Here is a 16,337-nt window from a genome sequence, read left to right as displayed (position 1 = left end):
ACGGCCGGGATTAGCCCTTCACTGAGCCGGCGGTGAGACCCTTCATGACGCGCTGATTGAGCGCGAGGTAGAGCACGAGGGTCCCGAAAACGTTAATGCAAATGGCGGCGAACAGAGGGCCGTACTGCGTTGCACCGAACTCGCCTGTGAAGTTGAGCAGACCGACCTGAATGGTTCGGAGGTCAGAACTGTTGGTGAAGGTCAGGGCGATGAGAAGGTCGTTCCAGATGAAGAAGAACTGCACCAACGCAATGGTGAAGATGCCGTTGCGGACCATTGGGAAGCCGATGGTGAAGAAGGAACGGATGATTCCAGCTCCATCGAGTGTCGACGCTTCAAAGACTTCGCGAGGGATGGAGCGGAAGAACGTCGCCATCATGAAGACAGTGAGAGGGAGCCCGATTCCCGTGTAGGTGATGATCAACGGCCATAGTGAGCCGGACAGGCCGGTCTGGAAGTACACGGTGAACAGGGGCAGCAGAATCATCTGCCCAGGGACCATGATGCCGATAAGAAAAGCGAGCAAAACGCCGTTGCGCCCTTTCCAAACCATGACTTCGAGTGCAAACCCGGCGGCGGTGCCAAACAGGATAATCAGCGCGAGTGCTGGGAAGACCGCGAGGGCACTGTTAGCCAGGTATTGACCCATATTGCCGGTGGTCCACGCGTCGATGTAGTTCTGCCAGTTGATTGCCTGCGGCAGAGCGAACGTATCTCCGTTGATGAACTCGTCGTTTGTTTTGAACGAGCTCAAGAGCAGCCAGATCATCGGGTAGATCGTGACGACCAGAATGAGCGCGACGAGGATGTTCGCCGGCAACTTCATCAGGCCTCGTCTGAGGCGACGACTGGCTTGGGATGGGCGCATCTTCTGGTGCCCGGACTGAGATGTATCTGCGCCGGTGGGGGCGAGCGAGGTGGAGGTCATCGGGGTCACGCTTTCGTGAGGTCGCGACGCGAGGAACGGAAAATGAACACAGTCACGACGAGGCAGATCATTGTCAGGAGGAGAGCGATCGTGCTGCCGTACCCGTACTCGCCATAGGAGAAGGAAGTCTGGAACATGTACAGCGTGAGGGGACTGGTTGCGTTGCCAGGGCCGCCGTTCGTCAGGGCGATGATCGAGTCGAACACCTTGAGGGTGCCGTTAATGCTGAAGATGATCGCCGAGAGAAGCACCGGCAACGAAAGTGGAAGCACGATGTGCCGGACGAGGCTCCACCCGGTGGCTCCATCGAGTCGGGCGGACTCGAGCGTGTCTTCGGGAATCTCGACAATTCCGGCGTAGAGCAATACGCCGTAGAAGCCGATGGAGCGCCAGATGTCCATGATGGCGATGACGAGGAAGGCGTTTGCGCCGCTGCCGAACCAGTCGACAGAATCACCGCCGAAGCTGTTGATGACCGAGTTGACGACGCCAGTCGCAGGCGCCACCTCGAACATCTTCTGAAACAGCAAAGCAACCGCCACCGTCGGTAGGACGACGGGGAAGAACACCAATGTACGGATGATGTTCGATGATTTCTTCAGCACGAAGACGTACAGGAGGGACATCAGATAGCCGATGAATACCTGACCAACGGTGACGACGAATGCGTACTTCAGGGTGAAGAGCACAGCGTCCCACACTCTCGGGTCACCGACCATGCGTGTGAAGTTGTCAAAGCCAACGAACGAGAAGCCGACGATGGCGTTGCCCTCGAATACGGTGTACCCGAGAGACCAGATCACCGGAATCAGCATAACTGCGGTATAGACGAGCAGAGCTGGGCCAAGAAGGATCGCGATAGCCCTCTTATCGCCAAGAACATGTTTCATAATTCACTCATTCCTTGCCGAGAGGGATGTCGAAGTTCCGGGTCGGCGATGGGTGGGGTGAGGCAGTCAGTCGACCACCTCACCCCGGTCGATCAGTTGTCGAGGTCTGCCTGGACGAGAGACATGAATTCCTCTGGGCTGATAGCCCCAGTCACAAGCTGTGCGGCGTTCGTCTGGCTCGTAGTGGTCGCCTTAGTCGTGAACAGCGCCTCGAACCAGAGCACGCTTGAAGTGGACTCGGAAATGGTTGACTGGATCTCCTCCGTGAGTGGGGCAACTCCGGTCACTTCGCTATTGGTTTTGAAGCCCGAGATGGTGCCCTGATCCTGAAGCGCCGCACTGCCGTAGTTTTCTGCGATGCAACCGAGCCAATCGGCGACCCTGTCGTCATAAACCTTTGCGTTCATCGTCGTCGGCAAACCAACGTTCGCCGGGTACTCGTCGATGGAACCCTTGCCGCCCTCAACCGCGGGGAACGGCATGAATCCCACGTTGTCGATGCCGATCTGGTTGGCTTCCTCATCATTCATCGACTCTAGGATCCAGCTACCCATATAGAACATCGCGGCTTTGCCGGTGAGGAACTGTGAGGCCGCAGTGTCGTAGTCGATCGACCCGATTCCTTGACCGAAGTAGCCGTTCTTGCCGAGTTCGGCGACGGCTGCCGCAGCCTTCACGTACTCGGGATCGGTGAGCTTCGCCTCCCCGTCTGCCACCCTTTGAAGTGCGTCTGAGCCGAGATCACGGAAGATATAGTCGCCGACGAGGCGGGTGAGCGGCCATCCCTGTTCGCCGGAGGCCGCGAACGGAGTAACGCCTGTCTTTGAGATGACGTCTGCTGCGCTGACGAGGTCGTCCCAGGTCTCGGGAATCTCGACGCCGACGTCGGCGAAGAGCTGCTTGTTGTACCAAATTCCTTCGATGTTGTACTGAAATGGCAACACGTTGAATTTGCCGCCATAGAGCGCCTTGATGGTGCTGATTGCGGCCGGTTCGATGTTGTCGAGGGCGTCGAGATCCGCCAGTGCCTTTTCGAAGTCGACGACATTTCCAGACTCATCGAGGGTCTTGGTCAGGTCGGGGGCGTTTCCGGCGGCGAACATGGGCGGCAGCGAATTCTGGCCAGCAAGGAGTTGGAGCTTCTGGTCCAGGTTCGTCTGCGGCACTGTTTCCACTTTCAGGGGCAGCGCAGTGTTCTCGGTCTTGCACTGATCCTCGCTGAGCGCGGTGATTTGGCCCGGAATCATGGTGTTCTCTGAGTTGATCAGGTAGGTGAACTCTGTGGCAGCCTTGCTCGCGCCGCCACCTCCGCCGCAACCGGTGAGTAGAAGCGCGAGCGCGCCGGCGCTTGCAAGGATCGGCGCCGCTACGGCTTTCCGACTCATGTGTCGTGACATGTGCAATTCCTCCTTGAATGCAGGCGCCGTGTGGTGCCGAATGCGTACTTGATGCGCATCAATTGATGCGCATCAAGTACATTAGGTGCGATATCCTCAATTTGCAAGAGAATTTGTGTAACGATTCAATTGAGTCGGAATCTCCGGCCAAGATCGAGGAGTGGACATTGGTGTCAACCTCACGCATGCGTGCCCAAGGTGGGGACTCCCGGATGATGGACGTCGCACTACGTGCCGGTGTATCGCACGGCACCGTCTCCAATTTTTTCAACAGGCCGCACCTGCTGAGCGAACGTACGCGGCAGAAAGTAGCGTCGGCTGTGGACGAATTAGCCTTTGTCCCGAATGATGCCGCGCGTCGGTTAGCCAAGGGGACCGGAAACACCATCGGTGCAGTTCTGGTGGACATCGGGAACTCCTTCTTCGTCGACATTGCTCGAGGAATTGAAGTGGCTGCCGCAGCGAACAGCCTTAAGGTGCTGCTGGCCAATAGTGACGTGGATCGCACCCGTCAGAACGAGTATCTGGAGTTGTTTGATGAGACTCGCGTCCGAGGCATCATTCTTGCGCCGCTTGACGGCGAGCAAGCGGGTGCCGCTCGAGTTCGCAGTCACGGCCGCCCGGTTGTCTTTGTGAACTGGCCAGGGGTCGAGGGAGAAAGCTGCGGGGTCATCGTGGATGAGGAGTATGGCGGGTATCTTGCGGCACGTCATCTCATTGACGCTGGTCGCCAACGCTTACTCTTCGTGGGCGGCCCGTTTACGCTCCATGCGGTCGCCGACCGTTTGAAGGGTGTTAGCAAAGCGGTTGAAGAGTCCCCTGGGGTGGGGCTGGAAATCATCGAGACCACGGGCCTGGCGGTGCGCGTCGGACGCGGCGTTGGAGATGACATCGCGGCGCGGGCAAGCGCTGACCGCCCAGACGGGATTGTTTGCGCAGCTGACTCTCTCGCAATTGGCTGTATCGAGCGAGTGTTATCGGCCGGTATTGCTGTGCCGGGGTCCATCGCCTTTACGGGCTATGACAATAATCAGCACGCCTCTGAAAGCGCAGTACCGGTGACGACGATCGCGCAACCCGGACATGAAATGGGAGCTCTTGCGGCCGCACTGTTAGAGGAGGAAGTGGACAATTCGGAGGCGCATGTCCACCGGACCGTTGTCTTGAAGCCTGACTTGCTCGTTCGTCGGAGCTCCGTCTCGTGAGCACAACGGTTTCTGTCGATCACGGCAGGCTCGGACGCCATGGATGATCGACGGATAGGGCAAGTTGCAGTTGGCCCGATCGGCTTTGGTGCCGCAGCCCTCTCGTTGCGGGAAGACCTTGACGACGATCATGGCAAAAGGGTTCTTAGCGCCGCGCTTGACGCCGGGTTCTCCCTCATCGACACGGCACGCGCATACAGCCGAGCTGATGAAGACCATCACAACGAGCGCCTGATCCGCGAAGTGCTTTCGGATCGGGAAGATAGTGTGACCGTTGTAACGAAGGGGGGACACTACCGGTCCGGCCATCGCTTTGGCATTGACGCTTCGCCTCAGTCCCTTCGCTCTGACTGCGAGGCGAGTCTAAAAAAGCTTTCGATTGACTCGTTGCCGCTTTATTTCATTCACAAGCCGGATCCTCGCGTCCCAATCGAAGAAAGCGTCGGCGCTTTGGAGGAATTGCGCGCTGAAGGCAAAATACAGGCAATCGGGATATCGAACGTCACCGAGAAGGAACTAGCAATCGCTCGCAGAGTCGCGACGATTACCGCCGTGGAGAATCCACTCTCGCCCCTTGATCGAACTCACCAGAGGATGGCCGAGCGTTGTTCTTCAGACGGCATCGCATTCCTCGCATACTCGCCACTAGGCGGATCTGAGAAACTTTCAATGCTCGAGCAGTTGCTGCCTTTGTCTGTGGCGCGGGCGGCGGTACTCGGTGCAACGATCCAAACGATCGCCCTCGCGTGGGTTGGATCGATCGGACAGACGGTGATTCCGCTCAGCGGCGCCTCGCGGGTTTCAACAGCAATCTCGACCGCCAGGGCAGTGAACTTTGTCCTTGATGTCGAGACAGCGCTGTTGTTCGAGTCGGAGCTTGCGGGGTTAGCCCGCTGAGTGCAACTCGCAAATAGATTGGCCGTCCACACGTCTTGCTGACTCAAGAGTGACACGAACCTTCTCTGAAAGTTGTGGCGCGGACTCCACATATGAAGCTATCAGCGCTTCTCCTGGGTGCGGAGCTTCAAAGGACCACTGGACAAGAAAGAGCTGTCGCCCTTGAGCCCGCAGCGTGAAAACGACGGCCGCTGCGGCTCGGTTGCCGCGTTCTGAGTATTGGGTCCTAACCGAGCTAGTTACCTGCTCTTCGTGTGGACATGGGAAGAGTACAAAAGCATGCCAAACGACAGCAGAGGCCGCTTGGAACGTGACATTGAGGTGTCTACGATGTCCGCCGAGAAGATCCTTGAAATGGACCACGAGCATCCCTCTTATGAGACTCGCCACTCAGGTCGCCATTTTGGGGGCAACCGCGATCCAGGGAAGATTCGTGTTCACGCCCGCGGCGTTGGGGTTTCGCTTGCGCTGAAGGAACTATCCGCGGGTGGCCACTGGCACGAGTGTCGCGGCGCGTGGCGACCAATTCCGTTTCGAGATCAACGTTCGGTTCCTCCCAGCTGGCGCGCGGGGTATGCACGATCAATCCGTCGCCCTTAGGTGGTCCGCAGAGGGTTGCTCCGTGACGATGGGATAGTCGCCTCATCTGGTTTCCCACAGGTACGATTGCCTTCTGCTGTGGCTGGCCGTCGCGCTGTCCGGGCGACCGCGGCACGAAGCCTTCCAAAGTTGGAACCCACGTTTCGTGCGCCAACCGAACCAGATTCGAAGGGACACCATGGATCTCGACGATCTTCCGCGTTCGCTGAATGCCGGCCAGACCATCACCGGGGACTCACCACTGCACGAGGTCATGCACCGAGTCAGCCAAGATGCGCTTCGCATCACCGGAGACCTCAACAACGGATACCGTGAACCCGCCAGGGTTCGGGAGTTGCTGGCTCAGCTCACCGGCACACCGGTAGACGAATCTGTGACGGTGTTCCCGCCTTTCTACTCGGACTTCGGGAAGAACATCACGCTCGGGAAGCGAATCTTCATCAACTCCGGATGCAAATTCCAGGACCAGGGCGGTGTGGTCATAGGGGACGACTGCTTGATCGGGCACAACACGGTTATGGCCACGCTCAATCATGACCTTTCGTCCAGCCGACGCGCCGATATGCATCCGGCTCGGATCGTCATCGGCCGCAACGTGTGGATCGGCTCGAACGCGACCATTCTGGCGGGTGTGACGATCGGTGATAACGCCGTCGTTGCTGCTGCGTCCGTGGTCACGAAGGACGTACCAGAGAACGCCATTGTCGTGGGCTCTCCCGCGCGAGTGGTGCGCTCCGTGACCGATTGAACCGCGCTCGTCACTCCGCTGAGGGTTCCCGCTAACGACCGTCAATGATGGACATGAATCCGGCGAACGCAAACAGGCCGGGCACTACGTAGAGAAATGTGAGAAGACCGAGCCACCCAACGGCGCCGACCACGGAAACGAACCCGTTATGGCGCACACGCATGCCCAGTCGGCGGCCGTCCGGGCCGATCAGGGGACGAGGCGCCACCCATGGAACGTCGGGATGATCGAGCGCCGCCCGGATCGACGAGATCACCGGCGCAACCTGTTGCCCTGGCACCCGTTCATCTCGGTACCGCCGCGCGCTTGCCGCGATTCGTGACGCGATGTCGCCGAGAATCGCGTGAATGGACTCCCACGGTCCAGACGTCGTGAAGTTGACGGCTGACGGCGCGAACAACACAAGAGTGTCGTCGATGATCTCACCGTTGTAGCCGCTGGCCGTGTCAATGAGCGCAGCCATCGCATCGGGAGTGAGGAAGTACAGCGCGTCGGACCGGTACTTGACCGACGCGTACAACTGGAACCATCGGTCGAAATCCTTTTATGCCGATAACGGATGCTTCCGGCATCCGCGGTTGCCCACCCGATGTCGGTGACCCCGTCGAGGGCGCACTTTCGGCGAGTTGCTCGGTGTCCCGAACCAGTTGATCGACAGCGCCGCGTTCGTGGGCGCCGGCGTCGACGACCATCCGTGCGACTTGGCGCATTGCTTGGCCGGGTCTCAACCACCCTTGCCCGTTGGTTTGGCGTCCTTTCCGAACAGCGGCATGAAAGTGTCGGTTTCAACATGAGGGGCACCACGACGCAAGTTAGGGTCCGAGTCCTGGGGGGATTCAGTTTGACCGAGCGGACCCAGTTAGCGTCGCTTGAAGCGCTCGCCCCGGGTCAAGGGGTCTCTAGCTGGAGTTATGCCCGTACGCGGTTGGACCATGCTCGGGTCCGATACGACGGTGCTGCGGATGCGCGGCGGCAAAGCTTGCCGAGGAACGGAAACTGGTCATCGTGCTGCTGTTGCCCGCTCGTCACAACCGAGGCGACCGCTACGCCATCCCACCGCGCTGAACGTGGCGTTCGACGGCTCGCCGCAGTGCAGCGGTCCCTTGTGCGAGAGCGTGTAGCTCGTCGACAGACAGCTCGGTGAGGAACTCGTCTGCCTCATCGCGGAGCCCGAGTAGATCATCGTAGACCGCTCGACCTGCCTCCGTTACTGAGAGCCGTTTCACTCTCCTATCCAGCACGGAATCATCTCGCGCGACGAAACCTGACTCCACCAAACGTTCCACCATGACTGAGACAGTGGGGGCTGACACATGAAGGTGGTGCGCGATCTCTCGGCCGGTAGTGGCCTGTCCGGATGCGACGAGAAGCACGAATCGAAGCTGTTGAATCGTCAGGTCGAGTGCCAGGAGTGGATCTAGTCGGCGTCTTCCCAGCGCCTGCGCGATCGCAGTGCGGTCCTCGGCCAGCGCGGACATAAGCTCGGGTGCTTTGCGTCGGCTCACTATCGGCTCCCTCCCAGATAATAGTTGTTGACTAATTAATAGTTAGCCTAGATCAAACTAAGCAGGGAGGGGTTCGAGATGACTGATGTCTGGTGTGTCGTTGGTGGAGGCGATGGCAGGGATCGATACGTCGCCGAAGGACTGATCCGAGCGGGTAACACCGTCGCGGTGCTCAAACACAATGTCGCGCAGCTTGCAATGCTGGTAAACGAATACGGTGACTCCATCCTGTCGATCGAGGTTCGCGATGCGGAAGAGGAGACGTTGGAGGAGGCGCTGCGGAATGTTCGGCACTCATTCGGCCATGTGGACTCAATCGCTGTGATTCTCGAGCCCTGGGAAGATGGGCTCGGAGAGTTCAAAGATTCCGCCCGACGCCTCGCTCCAGGGGGCAGCGACTTCGCTCGCGCAGTGGGCCTCCTTACCGCTGGCTTGCCAGCATCGAACCTGGTCATCATCACGGGCGGGACGGATTCGAGCGCCGAAGACCGACTGACGTCTGGGATGTTGAATGCAGCTCTCGAGAGTCGGCTTCGCCGGGCTGCCTCCACACGACAGGGCAGTCGTGATGTCTCGGTGCATGAGATCACGGACTTCGTCGCTGGTCTCACGCCGACGTTGGCCGTGCCCGGGTAGCTACCGGAGCCGGAAAAGCCCATTTCTATTCGTCTCGTGGTTGCTGTGGGGCACACCGATTGCCTTGAGCTCCATGTACCCCCGAACCCTTTCGTGGTGGGGGTGTCCGGTTCGGGGAAGAGCACAATCGGAGCACTTCTCGCCGGCGCCCTCGGTGTTCCGTTCGTCGACGGCGATTCACTCCACCCGCAGTCCAACGTAGAGAAGATGGCTGGCGGTCATCCGTTGAACGATGGTGACCGCTGGCCGTGGCTCGAGACGGTAGGGAAGACGCTGGCGGATGCCGGCTGGCAGGGGAGCGGGATGGTCATCGCCTGCTCCGCTCTCCGCCGTGCGTACCAAGATGCAATCCTGAGCGCGGCTCCGAGCACCCGCTTCGTGCATCTCTCCGGGTCTCGTGAGGTCCTCGCTTCACGGCTCGAAGGGCGGAGCGATCACTTCATGCCCGCTGCGCTGCTCGACTCGCAGTTCGCCACTCTCGAACCACTGGCGGAGAATGAACCGGGAATCGTCGTCGACATCGACCAGTCCGTGACAGCCATTGTTGGTCAGGTCATCCCAGCGATCGGCGCAGCCACGACCGACCCGGTTGGGCACGCTCTCAACTCGAGCCAGTCGGAACTTCTTGTCTGAGCAAACAAAATCTCAATAACAGACGCTCCGGAAAAGGAGTGCTTGACTCAAGAGCCGTTCTTGGTCGACAAGTTGCGGCTCTTGTCGCTTACTGTCTGGGTGCCTGCCGAGTTTCAGTCTGGAGTTCGTGCGCAGCTCGACATCTCCGCCGTGCCGGTGGTCACGTTCGCACTCCATCGCTGGAGAATGCTTCCCGCGCCAGTTGGGCTTAGCAGCTCAGCGGGCAAGTACTGGGACTTCTCACCAGGGATTCCCGAGAAAGCGGTCGCCCAATGGGCGGCCGCTTTTCTTGTTCGCCGTTTCCCTCGCCGCGACCCTGTGACAATGGGAGGCGTGAGAGCGCATGCAGAACGGATGGAACGGCGCCAGGTGCCGCTCTATCTGGGTGCCCTCCTGGGCGGGGCCGCGATCGGCCTGTGGATGCCTGCGGTTGCGCGCCCCGCTGAACTCGCCATCACCCCGGTTCTCGGGTTGCTGCTCTATGCAACGTTCCTGGGGGTGCCGTTCGCGCACATCCGCCTGGCTTTTCGGGACCGTCGATTCCTCGCCGCCGTTCTCGTCGTGAACTTTGCTATCGCCCCCGCGATCGTGTTCCTGCTTTCCCGATTCGTTGCGCACGACGACGCGCTCCTCCTTGGAGTGCTCTTCGTCCTGCTCACCCCGTGCATCGACTACGTGATCGTGTTCACCGGGATCGCTGGCGGCGCGAGGGACCGGCTCGTGGCGGCGACGCCGCTCCTCATGCTGGGGCAGCTGCTCCTTCTGCCCGTGTACCTCTGGTTCATGGTGGGGCCGGCGTATGCCCGAACGGTCGATCCGGGACCCTTCATTCAGGCATTCCTGCTCCTGATCGCACTGCCGCTGGCCGCGGCCGCACTCACACACTTTGCCGCGCGCACCCAGATTGGGCAGATGGTTCGCGAGGTTGTGATGAGCGCCATGGTGCCGCTGATGATGCTCACGCTGGCGGTCGTCGTCGCGTCCCAGATCGGCGGGGTGAGTCAGGAACTTCCCCGGCTTCTCGCCGTGGTTCCGATTTTCGTTGCCTTCGCCGCGGTCATGACGCTGGTCGGCATCGGCGCGGGTCGCGTGGCAGCGCTCGATGTCCCGGCTCAGCGCGCCGTGGTGTTCAGCGGGGTGACCCGCAATTCCCTCGTCGTGCTTCCCCTCGTGCTTGCGTTGCCTGCCGCGTACGCCATGTCGCCGCTCGTTGTCGTCACTCAGACGCTCATCGAGCTGCTCCTCATGGTTGCCTTCGTCCGGGTCATCCCGCGCGTCGTCCGGATGCGTCGTGATCCGGTTGTGAGCTGACGTCGACTTCGTCGTCGTCGTCATCGGCGGAGAGCAGCTCGAACGGGGAGTCGACGTCTCCTCGCCAGGCTTCGATCCCTTCTCGGATCGCGAACGCGGCGATCACCAGCGCGGCGACAGCATCCGCCCATCCCCACCCGAGTACGGTGTTGAACAGAAGACCGAGAAGAACAGAGCCGGAGAGCCAGGCGCAAAGCAGAAGCTGCCGGGCATCAGCCATCACGCTGGCCGAGCCGAGTTCCTTGCCTGTTCGCCTCTCGAACCAGGCGAGGGCCGGCATGATCACGAGGCTGAGCGCCGCAATGGTGATCCCGAGCGGGCTGTCGTCGACTTCTTCGAGGCCTGCGAGCGAGAGGACCGAATCGACGATGACGTAGGCGGCGAGGGCGAAGAAGGCGATGGCGATGATCCGCACCGTGGGCTTCTCCCAGCGCTCCGGATCTTTTCGCGTGAATTGCCACGCGACAGCAGCTGCGGACAGCACCTCGATGATCGAGTCGAGACCGAACCCGATGAGCGCCGCCGACGAAGCGAGAGCGCCAGCGGTGATCGCAACGATCGCCTCGATGATGTTGTAGCCGATCGTGAACGCGACAATCCACCGCACTTGCCGGGAAAGAACGGCCCGGCGTTCTGCGGGAAGGACGGCGCTCACGCGCCGGCCTCGCAGCAGCCGGGGACGGTGCAGGCGTCGTCAACGCACGGAGCGTTTTCGTCGACCGCGAGCGTGACGCTGACCAAAGTGTTGAGAGCCTGCGCCAGGTGGGCATCCACAATCTCGTATCGGGTCTGCCGTCCCTCCGCCTCGCCGACGATGATGCCGCAGTCCCGCAGGCAGGTCAGGTGGTTCGAGACGTTGGATCGGGTGAGGTCGAGGTCACGCGCGAGATCCGCCGGGTAGCTCGGACCGTCGATGAGGGTCAGAAGTATTCGCGATCGGGTCGGATCTGCCATGGCGCGGCCGAGCCGGTTCATGATCTCGAGACGTGAGGCAATGGTCAGCATGGAATGACTATACAGCCAATACTGAACTGTTTTTGTGGCGTCCGTACTCCGTTGGCGCGGACGGTGAATGTCGGTGGTCGGGTGTTCACTTGAGGTATGGAAAGCAATGAGGCTCCTGACGAAATCGGTGGCGGCGACGCCGATGAGGTCGCCGGTGGCGACGAATCCGTCGCCGTCGTTAAGCCGGAGTTGCCCTTGTCGGCGCTGGTCGCTGAGACCTGCAGCGCGATGCTTGACGCAGTTGCGGTTATCGACCGGATCGAGGCGAAGCAGGACGCCTGGAAGGTCGAGTTCCTCGATCAGGCCCGACGCATCGCAGAGACCACGGAGCACGGGGTCATAACTCTCGGGTCGACGTTGACCGAGGTGCAGCGGCGGGAGATGGTTCGCCGGTCGTTCGTCGCCGAAGTGGCGGCAGTTCTCAGAATCCCGGAGGTCACCGCTGGCCGCCTGATCGGCGACAGCGAGGTGCTGCTGCATCGGTTGCCGTCGACGCATGCGGCGCTGAGAGAGGGTGACATCTCCCTCCGTCACGCGCGGGCCATCGTCGACCAGGTTGCAACCCTGTCCGACAGCCTCGCGCTCGAGCTCGAGCAGGCCTCGCTCGAATACGCGAAGAAGCTGACAGTGTCGAAATTCAGCCAGAAGGTACGCATGCTGCGCGAGCGAATCGACGCTGATTCGATCACCGAGCGCCGCGTGACGTCAGCGAAGGACCGGAGGGTCGAGTTCGTTCCGGCCCACGACGGAATGGCGTGGCTGAACCTGTATACGACGGCTCCCGAGGCAACTTCCCTGTACGCAAGCATCCGAGACGCGGCAAGAACGCTGCAATCCGCAGGAGATACGCGAACGCTTACTCAGCTTGGCGCTGACGTCTGCGCCGATGCGCTTGCGACAGGACTTGTCAGCGGGATGCAGGCCTCCGGACCCGCGAAGTCGAAAGCGCAGGTCCCGAGCAGCCCCGAATCGGATGCCACGGGGTTGGGTTCTTCAGGTCTGCGTCCGGCGACGGCCTTCAGTCGGATTTCCCCCACCGTTCTCGTGACCGTTCCAGCGATGACACTGCTCGGCAGAAGCGACGAACCGGGTGGCCTCGCCGGGTATGGTCCGATCGATCCTGACACGGCCCGCAAACTCGCCGGCCAGTCGGAGACCTGGTACCGGCTTCTGACCGATCCTGACACCGGCGCCCCGCTTTCACTGGGTCAGACGAGGTATCAGCCGACGAAGAGGATGCGGGCGTATCTCGAACTGCGTGACGGCACCTGCCGGTGGGAAGGCTGCAACCGGCAGGCGAAGCACTGTGACATCGACCACACCGAAGCTTGGGAGCACGGTGGGCGGACCGAATGCGAGAACCTCAGCCATCTGTGTCCTAAGCACCACCGTATGAAACACGAAACAACGTGGCATCCGCGGCAACTCGGGGGTGGGGTGATCGAGTGGACGTCACCCGACGGTCGCATCTACATCACGGAGCCGGAGGTGGCGCTTCCGCCGCCTGAAACAGTGAGCGTGTCTCGTGCAAGAGGGAGTTCTTCCCCTCCGGCGGCAGCGTCGCCGCATTCGCCGGAGTCGAATGAGCCCCCACCGTTCTGAGCGGACGCTCCAACCCGCCCGCGCGCCGCTACCAAGAGAATCTTCTGCCCGCCGCTAGCCTCGGTCTGGCGGCGCGAAGCGACTGGGAGGTGCGACTTGCCATCCCTGTTCTCAGACATCGACGAAGGATCTGTCCCCGACCGGTCCGCGGAGTTCGATCATCGGGCAGTCCGACGACGACGTCCGGTCGATGGCAAGCGCCGGTGGCTCTCGTTCGCCGTGGCTTTTGTCGGGATTCTGGTCACGGTTCGCGCGATTGGCGCCACGACGGAGTGGGAACTGGGCACGGCTGCACAGGATTTCGTCACACTGTCGAGCAGCGTCGTCATCGAATCCCTCCCGTTCGTGTTCCTCGGGATCGTTCTATCCATCGTCGTGCAGGTCTGGCTTCCCGAGAACTTTCTCCTTCGCCGTCTGCCGAAGGCCGCTGTTCCGCGCCGATTCGTGCTCTCTTTGCTTGGGGTCCTTTTTCCTGTGTGCGAATGCGGAAACATGCCACTCGCCAGGGGACTGATGCTCAAAGGGCTCTCGGTTTCTGACTCCATCACGTTCCTGCTTGCCGCCCCGATTCTCAACCCGGTGACGATCATCACGACGTACCAGGCTTTCGGCTGGGACAACGGCATCCTCGTGTCGCGAATCCTGGGTGGCCTCGTCATAGCGAACCTGCTGGGTGCCATGGTGAGCAGAAACCGGAATCCGGAACGTCTCCTGACCCGCACCTTCCAGGCGACGTGTGACGCACAGGGCCACGAGCACGGCACGGAATCGAAAAGCCGACGCAGTCTCCGCGCTTTCGCCGAGGAGACGTCGGCGATGCTCCCCGCTCTCTTCGTGGGTTCGGCGCTCGCCGGCGCGATCCAGGTCGGCGTGCCGCGGGAGGTTCTTATTTCGCTGGGCAGCGATCCGCTGGTGTCTGTTCTCGCGCTGATCCTCCTCGCCTTCATCATCTCCATTTGCTCCAGCGTCGACGCGTTCTTCATCCTGTCTTTCGGGTCTACGTTCATGCCCGGTGCGATCGTCGCCTTCCTCGTCTTCGGCCCGATGATCGACATCAAAATGCTCAGTTTGATGCGCACCACCTATTCGACGCGGCTCCTGATCTTCCTTACTGCCGTCGTCGGCGTGTGCAGCCTGCTCCTTGGCCTGGCGGTGAATCTTCTTGCTTAGGTCGTTTCTGGCGCGGTGGCAGGGGCTCGTGCTCACCCTGATCGGAGTTGTCGCGACTGCGTGGCTCACGCTGAGCGGCCAGCTCGGCCTGTACATCCATCCGCGATACGCGATCTTCACAGTGGTGATGTGCGCCATCGGCGGCCTTCTCGCGGTCGCTGCGTTCGCCGTGCCGCGGGAATCCGCCCCTGACCACGAAGACCAGCGCCCCGGATGGCATACGCCGCTGCGGGTCGCTGGATCCGTTGTGCTCGCCATGGGCGCGCTCTTTGCGCTACTGGTGCTGCCACCGGCAACCCTCACCGAGTCGACCGCGCAAAAGAGAGCGGTGAACAGTTCGTTTTCGAACGACGCCGTGGCAACGTCGAACTCGTACGAGGGGGAAGAGACGATCGGGGAAGGGACGGACGTCTCCGCGTTCACCGTGAAGGACTGGGCCATCGTGCTTCAGCTCGGGATGAGCGAGCAGTTCCTGTCGGCGAACCCCGCAGATCTCGTCGGCTTCATCAGTGCTGACGACGCTGACCCATCGAACGTCTTCTACGTCGCCCGGTTCGACATCGCCTGCTGTGCTGTCGACGCGACGCCGTATGGCGTGGCGGTGTACTCGCCCGGCTGGCAGGAGCGGCTCGAGGTCGGAGAATGGGTCCAGGTGCGCGGGATCCTTGTGCCGAACCCAAGCGCGACCAGTGCTGAAAGGTTCGCCATCGAGCCGGCAGAGGTCACACAGATAGCGGTTCCCACCGATCCATACCTGTACTAGCCCAGAGCCAGAAGTTATGCACGGCGGCATCGCCCCGTCGTTCTGGCAGGGCTGGCGGTGCGCCCCGGTTACAACTTGGTTTCGTGCGCGAAGCGCTTCCCATCAGTTGAGTTAGTCTCGATGTACCGTCTGGGTAGACGTAGCGACCTTTAAGGAACAGAACCATGCGCAGAAAATCTCTTCTTGCACCTTTCGCACTCGCGGCAGCAGCTGCCTTCGTGCTGACCGGATGCGTCAACAACGAGGAAGCCCCCACTGGCGGTTCGAGCGCCGGAGGCTCCGTCAGCGCTGACGAAGAGCTCGCCAACCTCGTCCCCGATGACATCGCGGAGGCCGGCGTGCTCAAGATCGGCGTCGACGCCAGCTACGCCCCCAACGAATTCGAAGCGGACGACGGATCGGTCACCGGCTGGGATGCAGAACTCGCCGAAGCCGTCGCAGCCAAGCTCGGCCTCGAGGTCGAGTGGGAGAAGTCGCTCTTCGACGCCATCCTCCCGAAGGTCGCGGGCGGAACTCTTGACCTCGGCTGGTCGAGCTTCACCGACAACGCTGAGCGCCAGGCTCAGGTCGACTTCGTCGACTACTACAACGCCGGATTGCAGTTCGCCAAGGGCGCGGATGCTCCTGACCTCACCGAATACTGCGGCGTGACAATCGCCATCCAGGCGTCCACCACCTCCGAGCAGTTCCTGCAGGCCGAAAGCGACGCGTGCGTCGCGGATGGCAAGGCCGCCGTCGACATGCTCAAGTCTGACGGACAGGACGAAGCGACGAACAACGCCGTCCTCGGTCGCGCCGACTACCTGCTCGGTGACTCGCCCATCATTCAGTACGGTGTCGCCCAGTCGGATGAGAAGCTCGTTCTGAGTGGAGACGTGTTCGACGCAGCACCGTACGGGGTTGTCATCGAAAAGGATGGCGAGCTGGTCGAAGCCATTCAGGCAGCGATGCAGGCTCTCATGGATGACGGCACCTACCTGGACATCCTCACCGAGTGGGGCGTCGAGGCTGGAGCCGTGACCGAGGCAACAGTCAACGCCGGCTGAC

The 16,337-nt window shown here is 61.1% G+C and carries 17 protein-coding genes and 1 pseudogene; 10 read left to right on the top strand and 8 right to left on the bottom strand.

What is annotated here, in order from left to right:
- Positions 1 to 10: 10 nt before the first annotated feature.
- The 3 genes from ACWA1Q_RS10525 to ACWA1Q_RS10515 all read right to left on the bottom strand — a co-directional run bounded on the left by ACWA1Q_RS10525 (position 11) and on the right by ACWA1Q_RS10515 (position 3,215).
- On the bottom strand, positions 11 to 826 hold the full coding sequence (locus ACWA1Q_RS10525) for a carbohydrate ABC transporter permease (RefSeq protein WP_463757219.1): 816 nt from the start codon (positions 824 to 826) through the stop codon (positions 11 to 13).
- 107 nt (positions 827 to 933) lie between these two features.
- A complete protein-coding gene (locus ACWA1Q_RS10520; RefSeq protein ID WP_463757217.1) occupies positions 934 to 1,818 on the bottom strand; it encodes a carbohydrate ABC transporter permease in 885 nt (294 codons plus the stop codon).
- A gap of 92 nt (positions 1,819 to 1,910) precedes the next feature.
- Positions 1,911 to 3,215 (bottom strand): ABC transporter substrate-binding protein, encoded by a 1,305-nt coding sequence (locus ACWA1Q_RS10515; RefSeq protein WP_463757215.1) that lies wholly within the window; start codon positions 3,213 to 3,215, stop codon positions 1,911 to 1,913.
- A gap of 65 nt (positions 3,216 to 3,280) precedes the next feature.
- Between ACWA1Q_RS10515 and ACWA1Q_RS10510 the strand changes: the two genes are divergently transcribed.
- The 3 genes from ACWA1Q_RS10510 (at position 3,281) to ACWA1Q_RS10500 (ending at position 6,665) form a co-directional block, all read left to right on the top strand.
- Positions 3,281 to 4,420: a LacI family DNA-binding transcriptional regulator gene (locus ACWA1Q_RS10510; protein WP_463760844.1), complete on the top strand. Its 1,140-nt coding sequence runs from the start codon at positions 3,281 to 3,283 to the stop codon at positions 4,418 to 4,420.
- Between the two features lie 39 nt (positions 4,421 to 4,459).
- Positions 4,460 to 5,317 (top strand): aldo/keto reductase, encoded by an 858-nt coding sequence (locus tag ACWA1Q_RS10505; RefSeq protein WP_463757214.1) that lies wholly within the window; start codon positions 4,460 to 4,462, stop codon positions 5,315 to 5,317.
- Positions 5,318 to 6,095: 778 nt separating this feature from the next.
- Positions 6,096 to 6,665 (top strand): DapH/DapD/GlmU-related protein, encoded by a 570-nt coding sequence (locus ACWA1Q_RS10500; RefSeq protein ID WP_463757212.1) that lies wholly within the window; start codon positions 6,096 to 6,098, stop codon positions 6,663 to 6,665.
- Positions 6,666 to 6,696: 31 nt separating this feature from the next.
- Here ACWA1Q_RS10500 and ACWA1Q_RS10495 read toward each other — a convergent pair whose 3' ends face one another.
- The 3 genes and pseudogenes from ACWA1Q_RS10495 to ACWA1Q_RS10485 all read right to left on the bottom strand — a co-directional run.
- Positions 6,697 to 7,185: a hypothetical protein gene (locus ACWA1Q_RS10495; RefSeq protein WP_463757210.1), complete on the bottom strand. Its 489-nt coding sequence runs from the start codon at positions 7,183 to 7,185 to the stop codon at positions 6,697 to 6,699.
- Between the two features lie 523 nt (positions 7,186 to 7,708).
- Positions 7,709 to 7,891, bottom strand: coding sequence for a hypothetical protein (locus ACWA1Q_RS10490; protein WP_463760913.1), 183 nt, complete (start codon positions 7,889 to 7,891; stop codon positions 7,709 to 7,711).
- A gap of 57 nt (positions 7,892 to 7,948) precedes the next feature.
- Positions 7,949 to 8,143 (bottom strand): annotated as a pseudogene (locus ACWA1Q_RS10485) (hypothetical protein); the annotation flags it as partial.
- 105 nt (positions 8,144 to 8,248) lie between these two features.
- Between ACWA1Q_RS10485 and ACWA1Q_RS10480 the strand changes: the two are divergent.
- The 3 genes from ACWA1Q_RS10480 to ACWA1Q_RS10470 all read left to right on the top strand — a co-directional run bounded on the left by ACWA1Q_RS10480 (position 8,249) and on the right by ACWA1Q_RS10470 (position 10,750).
- Complete coding sequence (locus tag ACWA1Q_RS10480) at positions 8,249 to 8,806, top strand: hypothetical protein (RefSeq protein WP_463757208.1); 558 nt, start codon at positions 8,249 to 8,251, stop codon at positions 8,804 to 8,806.
- Between the two features lie 96 nt (positions 8,807 to 8,902).
- On the top strand, positions 8,903 to 9,439 hold the full coding sequence (locus ACWA1Q_RS10475; protein ID WP_463757207.1) for a gluconokinase: 537 nt from the start codon (positions 8,903 to 8,905) through the stop codon (positions 9,437 to 9,439).
- A gap of 333 nt (positions 9,440 to 9,772) precedes the next feature.
- A complete protein-coding gene (locus ACWA1Q_RS10470; RefSeq protein WP_463757205.1) occupies positions 9,773 to 10,750 on the top strand; it encodes an arsenic resistance protein in 978 nt (325 codons plus the stop codon).
- Here the strand turns inward: ACWA1Q_RS10470 and ACWA1Q_RS10465 are convergent.
- Together ACWA1Q_RS10465 and cmtR are read right to left on the bottom strand one after the other, a co-directional pair.
- On the bottom strand, positions 10,704 to 11,405 hold the full coding sequence (locus ACWA1Q_RS10465) for a cation efflux transmembrane domain-containing protein (RefSeq protein ID WP_463757204.1): 702 nt from the start codon (positions 11,403 to 11,405) through the stop codon (positions 10,704 to 10,706). The two genes, ACWA1Q_RS10470 and ACWA1Q_RS10465, sit on opposite strands and share 47 nt — an antisense overlap.
- Positions 11,402 to 11,755 carry a Cd(II)/Pb(II)-sensing metalloregulatory transcriptional regulator CmtR gene (cmtR, locus tag ACWA1Q_RS10460; RefSeq protein WP_463757202.1) on the bottom strand — a complete coding sequence of 118 codons (354 nt, stop codon included), beginning with the start codon at positions 11,753 to 11,755 and terminating at the stop codon, positions 11,402 to 11,404. Before cmtR ends, ACWA1Q_RS10465 begins: the two co-directional genes overlap by 4 nt.
- 96 nt (positions 11,756 to 11,851) lie before the next feature.
- Between cmtR and ACWA1Q_RS10455 the strand changes: the two genes are divergently transcribed.
- The 4 genes from ACWA1Q_RS10455 to ACWA1Q_RS10440 all read left to right on the top strand — a co-directional run bounded on the left by ACWA1Q_RS10455 (position 11,852) and on the right by ACWA1Q_RS10440 (position 16,336).
- Positions 11,852 to 13,357 carry an HNH endonuclease signature motif containing protein gene (locus ACWA1Q_RS10455; protein ID WP_463757199.1) on the top strand — a complete coding sequence of 502 codons (1,506 nt, stop codon included), beginning with the start codon at positions 11,852 to 11,854 and terminating at the stop codon, positions 13,355 to 13,357.
- 96 nt (positions 13,358 to 13,453) lie between these two features.
- On the top strand, positions 13,454 to 14,527 hold the full coding sequence (locus tag ACWA1Q_RS10450) for a permease (RefSeq protein WP_463757197.1): 1,074 nt from the start codon (positions 13,454 to 13,456) through the stop codon (positions 14,525 to 14,527).
- A 28-nt stretch (positions 14,528 to 14,555) separates the two neighbouring features.
- Positions 14,556 to 15,290, top strand: a complete 735-nt coding sequence (locus ACWA1Q_RS10445; protein WP_463757195.1) for a TIGR03943 family putative permease subunit — start codon at positions 14,556 to 14,558, stop codon at positions 15,288 to 15,290.
- Positions 15,291 to 15,454: 164 nt separating this feature from the next.
- Entirely contained in the window at positions 15,455 to 16,336 is an 882-nt protein-coding gene (locus ACWA1Q_RS10440; RefSeq protein WP_463757193.1) for an ABC transporter substrate-binding protein, read from the top strand.
- Position 16,337: the final 1 nt, after the last annotated feature.

The sequence above is a fragment of the Mycetocola sp. TRD_SC_2 genome, from assembly GCF_055361225.1.
This window is presented reverse-complemented; position numbering and strand designations above follow the sequence as displayed.